The 15528-nt window shown below is 70.4% G+C and carries 9 protein-coding genes and 1 pseudogene; 4 read left to right on the top strand and 6 right to left on the bottom strand.

Going from position 1 to position 15528, the window contains the following annotated elements:
• The coding region (locus tag ABZ318_RS28580; protein WP_356905336.1) for a transposase family protein at positions 1-262 on the top strand (262 nt) is incomplete at its 5' end.
• 111 nt (positions 263-373) lie between these two features.
• Here the strand turns inward: ABZ318_RS28580 and ABZ318_RS28575 are convergent.
• The 3 genes and pseudogenes from ABZ318_RS28575 to ABZ318_RS28565 form a co-directional block, all read right to left on the bottom strand.
• Positions 374-805: a protein phosphatase gene (locus ABZ318_RS28575; RefSeq protein WP_356905335.1), complete on the bottom strand. Its 432-nt coding sequence runs from the start codon at positions 803-805 to the stop codon at positions 374-376.
• A 128-nt stretch (positions 806-933) separates the two neighbouring features.
• A pseudogene (locus ABZ318_RS28570) lies at positions 934-2127 on the bottom strand (IS110 family transposase); the annotation flags it as partial.
• A 1128-nt stretch (positions 2128-3255) separates the two neighbouring features.
• Positions 3256-7479: a S8 family serine peptidase gene (locus tag ABZ318_RS28565; RefSeq protein WP_356905334.1), complete on the bottom strand. Its 4224-nt coding sequence runs from the start codon at positions 7477-7479 to the stop codon at positions 3256-3258.
• Positions 7480-7570: 91 nt separating this feature from the next.
• Between ABZ318_RS28565 and ABZ318_RS28560 the strand changes: the two genes are divergently transcribed.
• Positions 7571-8524, top strand: coding sequence for a helix-turn-helix domain-containing protein (locus ABZ318_RS28560; RefSeq protein WP_356905333.1), 954 nt, complete (start codon positions 7571-7573; stop codon positions 8522-8524).
• A gap of 246 nt (positions 8525-8770) precedes the next feature.
• Here the strand turns inward: ABZ318_RS28560 and ABZ318_RS28555 are convergent, their stop codons facing one another.
• Both ABZ318_RS28555 and ABZ318_RS28550 read right to left on the bottom strand, forming a co-directional pair.
• A complete protein-coding gene (locus ABZ318_RS28555) occupies positions 8771-9025 on the bottom strand; it encodes a hypothetical protein (RefSeq protein ID WP_356905332.1) in 255 nt (84 codons plus the stop codon).
• A 215-nt stretch (positions 9026-9240) separates the two neighbouring features.
• The gene (locus tag ABZ318_RS28550) at positions 9241-11643 is read right to left on the bottom strand and encodes a hypothetical protein (RefSeq protein WP_356905331.1); all 2403 of its coding nucleotides are present in this window, start codon (positions 11641-11643) and stop codon (positions 9241-9243) included.
• A gap of 202 nt (positions 11644-11845) precedes the next feature.
• Here ABZ318_RS28550 and ABZ318_RS28545 point away from each other — a divergent pair, with 202 nt between their 5' ends.
• The gene (locus tag ABZ318_RS28545; protein WP_356905330.1) at positions 11846-12367 is read left to right on the top strand and encodes a hypothetical protein; all 522 of its coding nucleotides are present in this window, start codon (positions 11846-11848) and stop codon (positions 12365-12367) included.
• Between the two features lie 157 nt (positions 12368-12524).
• Here the strand turns inward: ABZ318_RS28545 and ABZ318_RS28540 are convergent, their stop codons facing one another.
• On the bottom strand, positions 12525-13754 hold the full coding sequence (locus ABZ318_RS28540) for a damage-control phosphatase ARMT1 family protein (protein ID WP_356905329.1): 1230 nt from the start codon (positions 13752-13754) through the stop codon (positions 12525-12527).
• 412 nt (positions 13755-14166) lie between these two features.
• Between ABZ318_RS28540 and ABZ318_RS28535 the strand changes: the two genes are divergently transcribed.
• Complete coding sequence (locus tag ABZ318_RS28535; RefSeq protein ID WP_356905328.1) at positions 14167-15435, top strand: hypothetical protein; 1269 nt, start codon at positions 14167-14169, stop codon at positions 15433-15435.
• Positions 15436-15528 lie beyond the last annotated feature (93 nt).

Raw genomic sequence — 15528 nt, 5'->3', positions numbered from 1 at the left:
CAGGCAGATCCTTGTCCTGGCCGACCGCGCCTACCAGGGCGCCGGCGCCACGGTCCGCACCCCCTACTACCACCACCGCGAACAGCCCGAGCACTGCCAGCAGTTCAACCGCGACCACGCCCGTCTGAGAGCTCCCGGCGAACGAGCCTTCGCACAGCTCAAGTCCTGGCGGATCCTCCGCCGAGCCCGATGCTCCACCCGCCGCATCGGCACCATCGTCCAAGCCGTCCACACACTGCTGACCTGCAGCTATTCAGGATGAAAGAGGCTCACTGAGGAAGTCCAGGAGCTTGCGGTCCAGAACCTGCATGCGCACGGCAGCGGCGATCTGGACCGAGGTGCCCCCCTCGCCAGCGCCGGCGAGTTGTCGCCGTCAGTCGGCGAAGCGGAGGACGTAGCGCCTCTGCCAGGGGGTTTCGACGGCACGGGGGTCGTAGTTCTGGCGCACGAAGTCCACTGCCTGGCTGGCAGGTACTCCGTCCAGGACGGCGAGACAGGCCAGGGCTGTGCCGGTTCGGCCACGGCCACCGCCGCAGGCGATCTCGACGCGTTCGACGCCGGCACGAGCCCATACCTCACCAAGGATGGCTTGGGCCTGGATGTGACTGCTGGGCAGCCAGAAGTCTGGCCAGCGCAGCCACTTGACTTCCCAGGGGGCCTCGGGAGGCCGCCTGCCGAGCAGATAGACGGCGTAGGCAGGCGTCGGACCGGCCGGAACCGGTCGGCGAAGCGCGCGGCCACGGACCAGGCGCCCGGAGGGAAGCCGCAGCACACCAGTGTCATTCGTCTTCCAAGTCTCGGTCACCCGCTCACCGTAGTTGCCGCAAGCGGGGACGGCCTGTCCGCCCCGGGCTGTACGGCGTCATGGGCACGTTCACACGTACTCGACTGGGACATTGGCGGGTACGCGGACAATGCGTGCCCCAACAGTGAGGCAGTCGCGGTGACCGGAGGTGTGACCTGGTAGCACCGGCGGTCACGGATCAGGGCCCAGATGACGTTGACGCGTCGGCGGGCAAGGGCGAGCACGGCCTGGACGTACTTCTCACCCTCGGCGCGTTTGCGGTCGTAGAACTTCCGCGAGTTCGGGTCGTAGCGGACGCTGACCAGCGCGGAGGTGTAGAAGACCCGCTGAAGCCTAAGGTGATAGACCACAGGCCGGTGAAGGTTGCCGCTGACCTTGCCCGAGTCGCGCGGTCTGGGAACGACGCCGGCGAAGGCGGCCAGGGCGTCCGGGGAGTCGAAGTCATCCAGGTCCCCGCCGACGGCGGCAAGGAACTCGGCACCGAGGGTCGTGCCGATGCCAGGGACGCTCAGAACGATGTCGGCGAGCTCGTTCTCGCGAAACCGGCCCTCGACGAGCTTGTCCATCTCAGCGATCCGATCATTGAGGGCCATCACCTCCTCGGCCAGGGTGTGGACCAGCCTCGCGGTGGTCTTCTCCCCCGGAATGGATGTGTGCTGCCGCTCGGCGGCCTCGACGGCCGCTTCGGCCGGGGCTCTGGCATTGCGGACCTTGCGGTTGGCCAGCCACCTCGTCAGCCGAGCGACACCGGTGCGGCGGATCGCAGCCGGGGTCTGGTAGCCGGTCAGCAACCGGAGTGGGCCAGTGTTGGTCACGTCCAGGGACCGCTCCAGGGCAGGGAACATGCTCAGCAGGGTGCCGCGCAGGCGGTTGACCACGCAGGTGCGGTCCTCGACCAGGTCGGAACGTCGCCCGGTCAGCAGCTTTAGCTCGACGGCCGCCTCGTCGACGAGTCGAACGGGCCGTAGGTCGCGGCGCATTCGGGCCTGGTCGGCGATGACGTAGGCGTCGCGGGCGTCTGTCTTGCCCTCGCCGCGGTAACCGTCGGAGACCCGGTTCACCAGCCGGCCGGGCAGGTAGAGGACCTCCTGACCGTGACTGACCAAAAGGGCCAACAGCAGTGCGGGTTCCCCGCCCGTCATGTCGATGGCCCAGGTGACCTCACGGCCGTCGGCCAGGTCCAGGACGTCGCCGATCAGCTTCAACAGCTCTGGCTCGTCGTTGGCCACCCGCCGCGACAGCAGCGTCTTGCCGTCCGTGTCCAGGGCCAGGCCGTGGTGGTGGCCCTTGCCGCTGTCGATCCCCGCCCATATCCGGCTCATCGCGCTCCTGACGTGCGTGTTCGATCTGCTCGTGCCACGGACGACCTCGCCGGCATTGCTCTACACAGCGACTTGTTCGCACTTCCTGATCGGCGGCCGAGTCGTCGTGGGGTGCCGGGCGGCGAAGCCAGGGAAACCACGAGACGGCAGCCGCCTGATAACCATACCCAGCACCCCTGGGCGATCCAACCCTACGAATGGCTCGATCAACCCGAGCAAGAAGGTAGAGCCGCCTGACCGGCTCCCGTCGCACTCAAGGAAACAGCCGACAGGGACCAGGCCGAAGACCGCCACCCGAAGGTGGTGAGCAAGCCCCGTCGGCCCGCAGATTCGTGGTCCCCGCGCGAGTGGGAGTGTAAGGATCACGATTCCAAGTCCTCCGTAACACCTGCGAACCCCTGCCGGGTTGGGGACGGCGTCGCCCCCACAGTCGCAGATCAAAGCGCCTCAGTAGACAACTTCATGACGTACGTGCCGAGGCCGTGGGTAGGCGAGGACGCCTGGATCTGGTGGCGCAGCATGGTGGCCAGCCAGCCCAACTGGGCCTGGCGGGAACTGATGGCGACCTCGCCCTTCGCTGTGCCATGGCGTCCGCTCGAGAGCCTCCGGGTGTTTCGCAGCAGCTGATCGGTTGCCCGCTCCGCAGTCCAAGCCCTGGCGACTCTCTCTCGTGGCACGTTGGATCGAGGCGTGCCCCATGGAGACTTGTCGGCCAGCCCCTCGTTTTTGTCCAGCCCCTCGTTTTTGTCCCGACTTGCCGCCGCCACGGGCAATCGGTCGGGGGCCACTCTGTGCCGACCAAGATCCTGGCCATACGTGGACCAGTCACCTGCAGCTTGGCCGAATCCTGGCTGTTTCCTCTGGTCAGCGGCCACGCGAGGCGGGTACCACCAGCACTCCAAGAACATCCTCCAGAGTTACAGCCTCGAGAAGCTCGGCTTCTTCCAAGCCTCTTCGCAGGGTGATGCCCGGGCCCTGGATCCACCGTCCACGGTGCCGGAAGCCCCGAGCAGAACGCTGACGGTTGTGCCCGTGCCACGCGCGCGAGCATCGACCGGACCCGGGAGTTCCGGGCCGGGTCGACGCTCGCGCCGCTCATGCGGTCACACACGTCATGCGCGCGGTGGGTCAGCGGCGCAGCTTCAGGCGGTGCACCCCGCCGTCGACCGCGCCGACGTAGAGCGTGCGGCCGTCGGGGGCGGCGGCCAGTTTGGTGGTGTCGGTGTTCTGCAGACCGCTCGAGATGTTCTCCCAGGTGAGGCCGTTGTCGGTGCTGCGCAGTACGCCCCGGCCGCCCTGGACGAGTCCGGACGCGGTCGAGCGGGTGGTGGCCGCGTAGAGCGCTCCGTTCACCCGCAGCAGGTCCGAGACGTGGACCGCGAGCGGGCCGGTGTCGGCGGTGCGGAAGGTCCTGCCGTCATCGGTGCTGACCCGGACGGACGATCCGCCGACGACCAGGCGTCGGCCGTCCGTCACGATCGCGGAGACGGGGCCCTCGGCGACCTTGGTCTTGGTGACGCCGCCGTCGTCCGAGCGGTAGAGGCCCGAGGAGTTGCCGAGCCAGAGGCGCCGCGGGTCGCGCGGGTCGCCGGCCATGGCATCGAAGGACCTCTCGTGGAAGAGGTTCTTCCACGTCCTGCCGCCGTCGGACGTCGAGAAGAGTCCGTCGCCGAAGATGCTCCTGAAGCTGATCGCCACCCGGTCCGGGTCGGCCGGGTGGACCAGGATCGAGGTCGGTATCTCCGACGACGTGCCCTTCACCTGCCAGGTCAGGCCGGCGTCACCGCTGCGGGAGACCTCGAAGAGACCGGTCGCGGTGCGCCGGACCTGCCACACCACCTTGGTGTCCTCGGGCGAGACTGCGATGTGCGAGGTGAGAAGGCCGGTCATGCCCTCCGCCCCGGACTGGCCCCACTCGGGGCCGGCGACGGGGATCGCGGTGCGGTAGGTGCCGCTCACCGTTCCGGCGAGCAGCCGGTCGCCGCTGGCCGCGAGGGCGAAGGTGGTCAGGCCCTGGACGCCGATCCTCCGGTATCCGGCGCCGTCGGCCGAGCCGCGGTACAGGCCGTCCTGTTCGCTGGACACGGTCACCGAGCCGTCGGCCCAGCGGTCGTAGTCCATCGCGATGGCGGCCTTCGAGGGGGCGGGCACGGGCTTCCAGGTCCTGCCGTGGTCGTGGCTCACCTGCCCGGCGCCGAACAGCGCGCGCAGGTACAGGTCGCCGCCGGAGGCGGACAGTCCGTTGCCGCCCTCCGCCAGGGGCAGCAGGGTGGACCAGGTGCGGCCCTTGTCGTAGGAGCCGCGGATGCCCGTACCGGGGACGTAGGCCGCCACCACGGTGGAGTCGGCCGTCATGCCGCGGAGGGTGTTCACGGGCTCGTCGAGGACGAGGTGTGCCGTGCCGGGGTCGCCCTTGCCGACGCCGTCGATCCTCCAGACGCTGTCGAAGGTCGCCAGGTACAGGGTGTCGCCGACGAGGGTCGCGTCGCGGACGTCACCGGTCACGCCGGTGGGGTACGTCGCCCAGCTGTCGCCCGCGTCCGTGCTGACCAGCAGTGTGCCGTCGACGATCGCGGCGAGGGTGCGGGTCTGCTCGTCCGCGACGAACTCGTCGATGTGCGCGTCGGGCACGTCGAGCTTGCGCCAGGTGCGACCGTTGTCGTCGGTACGCAGGATCGTGCCCCGGCGGGTGGGGTCGGCGGCCGTGTTCACGGCGTACCACCAGCAGTCGGGGCGGCGGGCGTCGACCACGACCGCTCCGGTGCCGTTGCCGTCGGCGATCGGCAGCCTGCCCACCTGGCGCCAGTGGGCGCCGCCGTCGGTGGTCAGCCAGGGGGCGGCCTTCCGGAACTGGGTCACGACGGCCTGCTTCGGCCGGGCGGGCGAGAGCGCGACGTGACCGGCCTCGCTGTTCGGGCCGATGGGCTCCCAGCGGTCGCCGCGGCTGCCGGCGGGGGTGACCTCGAAGGCGCCGGTTCCGGTGATCCGCCGGCCGTCGGTGGTCGTGGCCCGCACGGCCAACCGGTAGGCGCCGGCCGCCTTCCCGGTCACGTCGGCCTGGTAGTAGCCGGCGCCGTTCCTGGTGGTGGGCAGTGTGAAGTCCTTGCCGTGCGGCGGCGTGACCCTGATCTCCGGCGGCGCGTTCAGGGCGGCCGGGGAGGCGATGTGCACGGTGGAGCGGCCGTCGCTCGGATCGGGGGACGCCTGGACGACCAGGTGCCGGACGACGAGCAGGTACGGCACCCGGAGGGCCGGGCCCCTCGCGGGAGTGGCCGTGATCCGGCCGCTGATCTCCGTGTCGGTGGCCGGGCGATCCGCGCGCAGGGTGACGTCGACGGTCGTGGACCCCCCGGCGGGGACGGTCACCCGCGGCGGGGACACGGTGGTGGGCCCGGTGCTGCTGAGGGTGACGGCCAGCGGCTCCTTGCCGGGGTTGGCCAGGCGCACCTTCGCGGTGCCGCCGACGGTCCGGTCCGCCAGGTCGGCGAGACCGAAGGACAGGCTCGTCGGGAAGGCGGTGAGGGTGGCCGACGCCGCGGCGGCCACGTCGAGCCGTCCGTTGCCCTGGACGGTGGGGCCGGTGCCGGCGAGCTGCTTCGCGGTGCCGACCAGGGCGGACCTGATCGCGTCGGGGTTCTGGCCGGGGCGCAGTTGGCGCAGCAGGGCGGCGGCTCCGGCGACGTGCGGGCTCGCCATCGAGGTGCCCGACATGCGGTAGACACCGGGTTCGTACATCGAGGTGGGGACCGAGGAGCGGATCTCCACGCCGGGTGCGACCAGGTCGGGTTTGAGTCCGAAGCCGGTGCCGGGTCCGCGCGACGAGAACGAGGCGATCTCGTCGGTGGAGTCGGTGCCGCGCAGGGTGACGGACACCTTTCCGGCGGCCAGTTCACGGCTCAGCTGGGCGTACTGGGTCGCGTCTATGCCCATGACGACCAGGCGGTCCATGCGCAACGAGTCGCCGGAGGCGGCGGTGCGGGTGAGGTCGGGGCGGGCGGGGGTCTCCCGGGCCTCGACCGTTCCCGGGGTGGGGGCGAGCACAGGTCCGTCGTGGGCCGGGAGGCCGCCGAGCACGGCGAGCGCGCCGCGCCTCTCGGCTTCGCGCGCCCAGTCGATGTCGCTCTGGCTCAGGACGTCCGTGCTGGGGGCGACGAGTATGTCGGCCCGCAGGACCTTGCCCCGTACGTCACCGATCCGCTTCCAGTCCTCGGGGGTGCCCGCGCCGACGTCCACGAGCGGCGCGGTGACCGGTTCCCGGGGCGGGTTCGCGGACAGGACACCTCGGTACGTCTGGATCAGTTCGGGCTCCTCGCCCGCCAGGTACGCGCTGGGGATCCGCAGCCCGCTGGTGGAGGCGCCGACCGCGATGACGCCGTCGGCCGCGGCCGGTGTGCTGATGGTGCCGCTGCCGGGTCCGGCGTTGCCCGCCGCCGCGACGACGACCACTCCGGCCCGTACGGCGGCGGTCGCCGCGCGGCCCAGCGGGTCGGTGCCGTCGCCGGGGCCGCCGAGGCTCATGTTGATGACGTCGGCCCGGTGGGGGTTGCCCGGATCGGCCGCGGCCTCGATGCCGGCGATGATGTCGGAGGTGTAGCCGCTGCCGTCGGCGCCGGTGACCTTGTAGGCGAGCAGGCGGGCGTCGGGCGCCATCCCGGTGACGCCGCCTTCTTCGGCCGCCTTGCCCGCGATGATGCCCGCGACGTGGGTGCCGTGGCCGTTGTCGTCCATCGGGTCGTCGTCGCCGTTGGCGAAGTCGAAGCCGCCGACGACCTTGTGGCCCTCGCCGAAGCCGCCGCCCAGGTCGGGGTGGCCGTAGTCCACGCCGCTGTCCAGGACCGCCACGACGGTGCCCCTGCCGGTGGCCTTCGCCCCGGCCGGGTCCTCGCGCTTCCAGACGTCGGGCGCGCCGGTCAGCGGGACGCTGCTGTCCGTGCGCACCTGTATCCGGGTGTCGGGCCGGACGGCGACGACGCCCGGCAGCGCGGCCAGCCGTGTCGCTTCGGAGGCGGGCACCGTCATCGCCACGGCGTTGACGAGCAAGCCGAGTCCGCGGGGTGCGGCGGGGTGCAGTCCGGCCTGCCGTGCCGTCCTGACGAAGGCGTCCTGCCGTGCCGCCAGGGCCCGTCGGGCCTCGCCGACGGCGGAGGTGGTGCCGGCGGTCAGGGCGGTGAGCGAGCCGCCGGGGGCGGCTGCCACGGCGGCGTCTCCGGACAGCTCGACGATGACCCGCTGGTTCGGGTCGGGTGACTTCGCGCTCGCGGTGCCGGGTGTCGCGGTGAGCGTCCCGGCCAGCGCGACGGTGGTGACCGTGGCGGCCACCAGACGGCGGCTTCTTCGTGGGTTCTTGGCCATGGGAAGAAGTCCTAGCGTCGAAGTCACTCTCCGTACAACGGATCTTGACGGCCCATTGCTGCACCTGGCACAAGTGGGCCAAGATCCGCACATGACGAACGAGCTCACCGCGGCAGGCATCGATCCGTTCGACGAGAGCGTCTACCGGGCCGTGTTGACCCGGCGCACGGCGGCCCCGGCCGAGCTCGCCGCCGACCTCGGCTGCTCCCCCCTCCGCGCCGCCAGGGCGCTGGACCGGCTGCACGACCACGGCCTGGTCGGGCGGCTCGCGGGGGCCCGCCGCCGCTACGCGGCGATCGAGCCGGGAGCCGCGGTCGAGTCCCTGGTACGCAACAGGACGGCGGAGTTGGACCGGGTCCGTTCGGCGGCGGGCGAGCTGTCCCGCCTCTTCGCGGCGGCGCAGGCCGGCACCGCCGGGGAGGAGGAGGTGGAGATCGCCACCGGCCGCGAGGCGCTCGGCCGCTGGTTCGTCCGCCTCCAGCAGGAGGCGCGTGAGGACGTCATGACACTGGACCGGCCGCCGTACGCGCTGACCACCTCCAACCCGGTGGAGAGCACGGCGCTGGGGCGCGGCGTGCGCTACCGCGCGGTCTACGCCCCCGAGGCGCTGGAGTGGCCGGGGGTGCTCGAGGACATCCGCGGACTCGTGCGCCGTGGCGAGCAGGCCCGGGTGATGCCGGGCCTGCGGATCAAACTGGCCATCGCGGACCGCCGGCTGGCGCTGATGCCGCTCTCCCTGGACCTCGACGGCGTGCGCGCTGCGGTCATCCGCCCCTCCACGCTGCTGGACGCCCTCACCGACTACTGGGAACTGTGCTGGAAACAGGCCCTGCCGCTCGACGCCCCCGCCGAGGACCCGCTCGGCGAGGAGGATCGCCTGGTGCTCACTCTGCTGGTCAGCGGCCTCAAGGACGAGGCCATAGCCCGCCAGCTCGGCTGGTCGGTCCGCACCATGCGCCGACGCATGAGCCGCCTCCACGAACTTCTGGGCGCGGTGAACCGCTTCCAGGCCGGCGTCGTCGCGGCACGCCGCGGCTGGATCTGACCTGCCGCCGGGCCGGGGCTGACGTCTACCCGGCGGTGATCCCGCCCATCGCCATGAGCGCTTGGGAGGCACCCGGACCGTCCCCGGGCCAACCCCCTTCGCGAAGCGTCACATACGACCAGTCGCACTGGTCAGCGCGGGTTCATCGGTTGTACCACCAGCAAACGAAGAACCTGCTGGTGTCGTACTCGCCGAAGAAGCTCGGCTTCTTCCAGGAGTACGAAAAGAGGCACCTGACCTGGACTTTTACCCGCCAGGCGCCTCACCTCGGCTGACGCGATCCGCCCCCTCCACGGGCTGCTCGACGAGGCGCTCGGCTTGGTCCCGCACGCCGTCCAGGAACTCGGCGCAGTGGCGGAAGAGGACCTCGATGCCCTGGCCTGCGCGGCAGGCGCATTCGACCGGATCCACACCGGAGTACAACCAGAACGAGATGCCGGCGTGCCGCAGACCGTGGGGCCGCTTGGCCGGCCCGGAGGCGGGCTCCATGCGTGTCAGCACGCACTCCCTCACCCGCGCCCACGTCGTACCACAGGCTGCTGGGGCCATGTAGCCGTCGGATGACAAGACCGCCGGCCAGGTCTTCAGCGACCTGTACGACGATGACGAGGAAGTGTTCCGTCGCAGTCGTAACCGCCCGGCAGCACACATGGGAAGGGCCCCACCCCGGGGGCGAACCGGGGTGGGGCCCTTCCTGTTCGTGCTGCTCGTTCAGGCTACTCCTGGACGGTGCGGCGACGCCGCATCCGCCACACCAGGGCCGCGCCGGTGGCGGCGATCGCCGCGGCGAGGCCGGAGATCAGGCCGATCGGGGTGTCCGATCCGGTGTCGGCGAGGCCGCCGTCCGGGTCCGGCCGGTTCGCCGGAGGCGTCGCGCCCCCGCTGCCGCCGGTGTCGCCGTTGCCGTGCTCGGTCGGGTCCGGGGCCGGTGACGTGGGCGGATCGGTCGGGCCGGTCGGCGTCGGGCCGGTCGGCGTCGGGCCGGTCGGTGTCGGCGTCGGGTCGGGCTTCCCGTCGTCCGTCAGGGCGGAACCGTTGCCGCCCAGGAACGCGGTGTCGCTGTCGCGGGCGGAGGTCTCCGTGCGGACGGAGTCCTTCGTCGCGCGGGGCAGTTCACGGTGCTGGGCGGTGAACTCGATGCCGGTGATGTTCCGCTTGGGGACCTTTGCGAAGTCGACGCCGCCGACGAAGAACGTGTAGATCCGACCGTCACCGAGAGGCCACTCGTAGGTGAAGTCGCCCTTGGTGAAGGACTTCACCATCTCCTGCCACACGGTCCGCTTGTCCCAGTGGGCGTTCTCACCGCGCAGCGGCCACCGCTTCAGGTTGTTGCTGTTGATGATGGGACGGAAGTCGGTGGCCTTCCTCGCGTCCTGCTGGCGGATCCACTCGGCCGCGACGCGGGACTTGTAGACGCGGCGCAGGTCGGCGTACTTGGGGTCGGTGTTGATCTGCTTCTCGACGTGCGGGACGAGGTAGCGGGTGATCAGCCGGTGGCTGCGCTCCTTCTCCTCCTTGCTGAGCTTCTTCGAGCAGTCCTCTCCCTGTACGGGGGTGGCGAAGTCCATCGCCGCGTGGTTGACCTCCAGCGGGGCGTCGAGGATGTAGATCCCGCCGTCCTGCTCGCGGACCTTCGCCCGGCCGGGAACGATCCAGTTGCGTCCCGATCCCCAGCACGGCACCCCGTCGACCTTGGGGGCGGCGTCCATGAACTCCTTGCCCGGGGACTTCTTGGGGTCCATGGCGCGGGAGAAGTCCCGCTTCATCTCCATGTCGGCCACGAGGAGAACACGGCCGGCGTCGGTTTCACCGAACGCCTTGTCCATGATGGTGTCGGGCTGGTCGGGGTTGAGGTTCACCCACTGCCGGTCCGGGGTGAGCGCCAGCCACGTGAACAGGGCGTCGGAGGCCAGTTCGAGCTTCGCCTGTCCGCCCCAGCCCGGGTTGTCGTCCTCATCGGGCACGAGGTCGGCCTTCATGGAGTAGTCCAGGGCCTTGCCCTTGACCGGGTTGCCGACGTACTGGAGCTCCAGGGTGGAGAAGTCCACCCCTCCCGGGCCCCGGCCGAGCGCGGACCGGGCGTTGTTCGCCAGGTACTGGTTCTGCAACTGCCGTGCCTGGTCCGGGTTCCGGCCCGAACCGTAGGCCAGTGAGGCGCCCGGGCCCTGGGTGCCGCGGTTCGGCAGCGGGTTGAACACGTTGTACGTCTTCGTGTACTTCGTCTGCGGCCACAGGCCCTTCGCGGTCGCCCGGCGCTCCGCGATCCGGATCGGGTTGTTCCCCGTCCCCCGCTCCGCCCGCAGCTTGTCGTTCTCGGCCTTGTAGTCGCGGAGGGTGGCCCCGTTCGGCTTCTCCGACGTGAACATCGTCAGCCGGTGCCGGGTGAAGTCGTACTTCGCGTCCTTGTGCCGCAGGATGATCCTGTCGGCCCGGAGCTGGGCCGGCTTGCGCTTCCCGTCGGACTTGAACTCCCCCAGCTCACCGGTGCGCTGGTTGTAGGAGTCGTACCGCCGGGAGGCGATCTTCCTGCCGTCCTTGTCGAAGATCTCGATCGTGACCTCGCACAGCCAGTCAGGGCCGACCATGTTGAAGTCCTGAACCGCCTTGACCTCGAACACGCCCCCCTTCTGCTTGCTGACCTGCGCGCTGATCAGGTTGACCTTCCAGCTGCCGAACGGCTTGGGGTTGTTCGACTCGTTCCGGTGCCGCTTGTAGCGGGCGTAGATCGCTTTGCGCATGTCCTCCGGGTCCCTGGAGGCCGCATACGCCTTGTCCCACTTGTCGATGTCCGCGCCGGTGACCTGCCCCAGCTCGGCCGCAGTGGGCGCGGGAACGTTCTCGAAGCCCTTGTACGAGTTGTTGTAGTAGTACTCCTCGTCCGGCCCGGACTTCGTCCAGTGGTGCTGTCCCGTCGGCGCCCCCGAGTTGTTCGGCGTACGCGGGACGGTCCTCTTCAGGTGCGTCTGATCGCACCGCTTGCCGCCGGTGATCTTCGCGTAGTCCCCGGGCGCGGCCGACGCCACGGACGGCAGGCCGACCAGCAGCACCGCCACCGAGGAAACGACCGCCAGCGCGGCGGAGAGGCGCCTTTTCAGGCGCTGTCGTATGGATGTGCTCACGTAGTGTCCCTGGTCGTGGGGGCCACGGGACTCAAGACTGCGGAGGCAGGCCGGACAAGGGGCCCCCGTATCGTGCCCGCTCCTGCCGGCCCACCACCCTAGGGGCCGTCAACACCCGTCGTACAAAGGGTTGTTGACGTGTCGTGTGTTGACTCCGCGAAGATCCTGCGCGGGTGGCGGAACGGTTCGGTAGGTTCTGGCCATGACCACACCCCATCCCGACTACGACTCCACCCGCCACCCCGACCTCCTGGCCTGGCTCGCCGAACGCCGGGCCGCCTTCGAAAGCTGGGCCCGGGAAGCGGGCGGCGTCGACCGGTTCGACTTCTCCGACGCCTCCCTCGATGCCCTGGAGGACCTCGTCAAGGAGACGTTCGCCGAGCCGGAGGAGATCACCGCACAGCGCCGCTCCCCCTTCGTCCAGGGCGCCGTGTGGTACGTCGGCGAGACCCTGCGCCGACGGCGCGAGGGCTGGGTGTGGAAGTTCGAACCGGACGTTTCCTTCGGCCTGCTCCCGGCGTTCTATCCGGCGGTCCCGGACCCCGCCTACCTGGACACCCCCTGCGTCGGCGCGCCCGACGCCAAGCCCGGCGCACACTGGTACCCCTTGAACACGCTGCGCCGACTCCTCGCCACCGAAGACGAGTTCGACAACCCGATCGACGAACGGCTCGTCGGCATGATCGAAGGCTGGTACGACGAGGAGGAAGAGGAAGACGAGTGACCGGCGCCCGTCGTACGGGCGCCGGGCCGCGTCTGCTTCATCGATCTCGTGGTGGGTCGTGGTGAGCTGACGGGTGCGGCGTGGCACGGCTTGGCGTCGCCGCTCGACTGCTCCCCCTGCGGCACGGAGGCGATGCAGGAGGTAACGGAGATTTCCCCTACCGTCGTGCCTGGATCAGCGCGTGCGTTCCACTCGTACGCCAGGCAGTCCCGGACCGTTCGAGCCCGTCCAGCACTTCCTGCTCCAAACCGACGATGACGTCGGACTTCAGGGTCCGGAGCGCTGCGACGGCCCCCGGGAAGTACGCGGTGAGATCGGCGAAGGACGCTGTGGCGTCCCACAGCCGGTCGCCCACCAGGCGTCGGTAGTTGAGGTCGCCCTTCAGAATGGTGAGCGTGGCGCTCTCGAACTCGCCGCGGAGGTCCTCGGGCATCTCCTCGTACGGCAGCGGAGCGCAGAAGAACGGGTGGGTGCGGACCTCCAAGCTCCCTGCCGCCATGGCCCTCCACAGCCGGCCTCCGATCGCACTGGCTTCGCCGGGTGCCTCGGTGAGGCGGCGGAGGCAGTCGACGACGTCGGCCGTCATCGCGTCGGAGACGTAGTAGGGGTACGGCTTGAGGTGGAGCACGACCTGTTCGGCATGCCGCTGTTCGAGGAGGTGGTCGATGAGGATCAGGTCCGGGATGAGCTCGCGTCCCGCGTTGTCCGCCACCACGGCGACGGTCGAGGAGCCCCCGACGGGCAGCAACTGCCACAGCACGGCGCTGTCGTCGGCCACCAGCGCGGAGGCAGTGGCGGCACCGGCCGCCGGCTCCCCCGCCGAGACGCGGAAGCCGAGGTCCGCGCGGTTGCCCCAGAGCGACGCGTGGAGCAGGGCGGCAGCCCGCTCGTCCGCCGGAACACCCGCGAGCGCGTCCAGGGCCCGCAGTTCCTCCTCCACGGCCTCGCCGCGCAGCTCGGCCCGTTTGAACGGTGCGAACGGATCGACTCCCTGCCACGGTCCGCTGCCGAAGTACCCGACCGCGCCGAGGAGCCTGCGGTAGAAGTAGCTTTCCGCCCACAGGAACGGAACGTCGTACCAGGAGCGCCCGAAGTGCTCCTGTCCCCAGTCCGCCCAGCTCTCACGGTCGTGCTCCCCGAGGGCGAGCGGCTCGATGACGCCGTGGGTGATCTCGTCCAGCAGGGCGTCGAGGGCCTCGTGCTGCCGGCGGCCGTACGGGAAGGCGTCTCGTACCTGCTGGATGAGGGCGGGGTGGCGCTTGGCCAGCACGCCCCAGGCGAACGAGCCGGGCTCGTTGCTCAGGATGACCGGCGCGCCGGCCGCGGCGGCCGGGCCGGAGCCGGGAACGGCTCTTTCGCCCGAGGCACGGGAGCTCTTCTCTGTCATGGTGTCCACTCCCGCTTCTTCTCGCTCGCCATGGAGAGTCCTCCGTGAACGGCATGTCGAAAGATCCAGCGTAGCGAGCCACGTTCGGCAGTGGTACGACATGGGTCCCCGCGCGAGCGGGGGTACTCCGAAAAACGAGTCCGTCGCCCGTCTCAACGACCGGCCCGCCTCTGCTTGCCCTCCGGCATGTGCACGTGAAATCGGGGGGGCAGAGGCCCGGACCAGCGACTTCGCTGGGCAGCGGCTAACATCCCGTACGTCCGGGACCGCCGTGCGGGCCTTCCTCGGGCCGTCTGTCGTCCCTCCGAGCACGGGGTAGCTTGTGTCCGATCCGTTGGCTGACGATCCGCGTACCGCCACAGTCGCGTCGGGCGAGAGCATTTCCCTCTCCGACAGCCACAAGAAGGTCCTGTTGCAGGAGCTCGGGGCGGGTGAGGTCGTCCGGTCCGTCTATCACGACGGCTGGGGCTACGCCGTACTCACCGGGAAGGGGCTCGTCCTCCTCCGGAATCTCCTGGCGCCGAAGGCGACCCGCGTGGCCGGGCCGCTGCGGATCCTGCGGAGCGCGTACGGCATGTTCGACTCCGTCGAGATCCTGGTGGACGGGAAACCGCACAAGCTGCACGGCTCGAAGCTCGATCCGAAGGGTGAGTTCCTGGAAGCAGCGGGAAAGCTCCTGCCCCCGGGGTCATCCCTGCGTCCCGGTGCCGGGAAGCGGACCTCCACGTGGATACGGCGGCATCCGGTGTCGGTGGTCGTGTGGGTCGCCGCGGTGCTGGTCGCCGGGCTGAGCGGGCCCGGGCAGCCCGATGCCGTGGCACAGGGCGGAACGGAGCACGCGTCGGTCCTGCCCGACTTCCGCGGGGCCTCTCTGACCACGGCCGTCGCGACGGCGCGCCGCGGGGCGTGGCGGGTGGAGGCTGCCGACGCGTCGTCCGCGTACCGGACGGTGACGGCCTCTCAGGCCGGCTGGCGCGTCTGCTTCCAGAACCCCTCCCCTGGCGAGCAGACCCGCCCGTACAACAGGACTCTGACGCTCTACGCGGTTCCGGAGGCGGAACCGTGTCCCTCGCAACTGGATGGGACCCGGCGCGTGGTGATGCCGGACCTCGTCGGCGAGCGGTTCGACGCTGCGTCGCGGACGCTCGCCACGCTCGACCTCGACCGCGTCACGCGCTTCCACGCGCACACCGGGCAGCCTCTGGACGACCGGAGCCGGAGCCTGGCGGACTGGCAGGTCTGCCGGCAACAGCCGGAGGCGGGCATCGAGGTGCCCGTCACCACGCAGGTCGACCTGTGGCTCATCGGTCCGGGCGTCTCCTGCACCGCGCCCAGCCCGACCCCGAAACCCAAACCCAAGCCGAAGCCCAAACCCGAGCCGAAGCCCGACCCGGCGTCGGGTTTGCAGGCGACTTCGAAGCCCAAGCCTCGTGCGCAGCCGTCTCACGACTCCGCCTCGGACGGTGGTACGTCGACGGCGGGAGGAAGCGGCGACGAGTCGTGGGACGGCGGTACCTCCGGGGGCTCGGACGGCACAAGCAGCACCAGCGGCGGCTCCGGCGTTGGCTTCGGCCAGTTCTGCTCCCCCGTAGGTGCCACTGCCACGACCTCCGACGGGCGTCCGGCGAAGTGCTTCATGGGCAAGGACGGCGCGGCCCGGTGGGGGTACCGTTCCGGCTGAGCTCGGTCACCAGGGCGCCCGTCCGTCCTGCTGATGCAGCTGCGGTCGGCCAGGCTGCTGGACTGGTCCAGGGCGGTGATCGACTCCAGACGT

This window comes from Streptomyces sp. NPDC006197, from assembly GCF_040613865.1.
GTDB lineage: Bacteria > Actinomycetota > Actinomycetes > Streptomycetales > Streptomycetaceae > Streptomyces.
This window is presented reverse-complemented; position numbering and strand designations above follow the sequence as displayed.

What these genes read in the sequence shown, in the direction of transcription:
- ABZ318_RS28545 (WP_356905330.1), top strand. Translation starts at nt 11,846, where the DNA reads ATGACCACACCCCATCCCGACTACGACTCCACCCGCCACCCCGACCTC.
- ABZ318_RS28565 (WP_356905334.1), bottom strand. Translation starts at nt 7,479, where the DNA reads ATGGCCAAGAACCCACGAAGAAGCCGCCGTCTGGTGGCCGCCACGGTC.
- ABZ318_RS28540 (WP_356905329.1), bottom strand. Translation starts at nt 13,754, where the DNA reads ATGACAGAGAAGAGCTCCCGTGCCTCGGGCGAAAGAGCCGTTCCCGGC.
- ABZ318_RS28560 (WP_356905333.1), top strand. Translation starts at nt 7,571, where the DNA reads ATGACGAACGAGCTCACCGCGGCAGGCATCGATCCGTTCGACGAGAGC.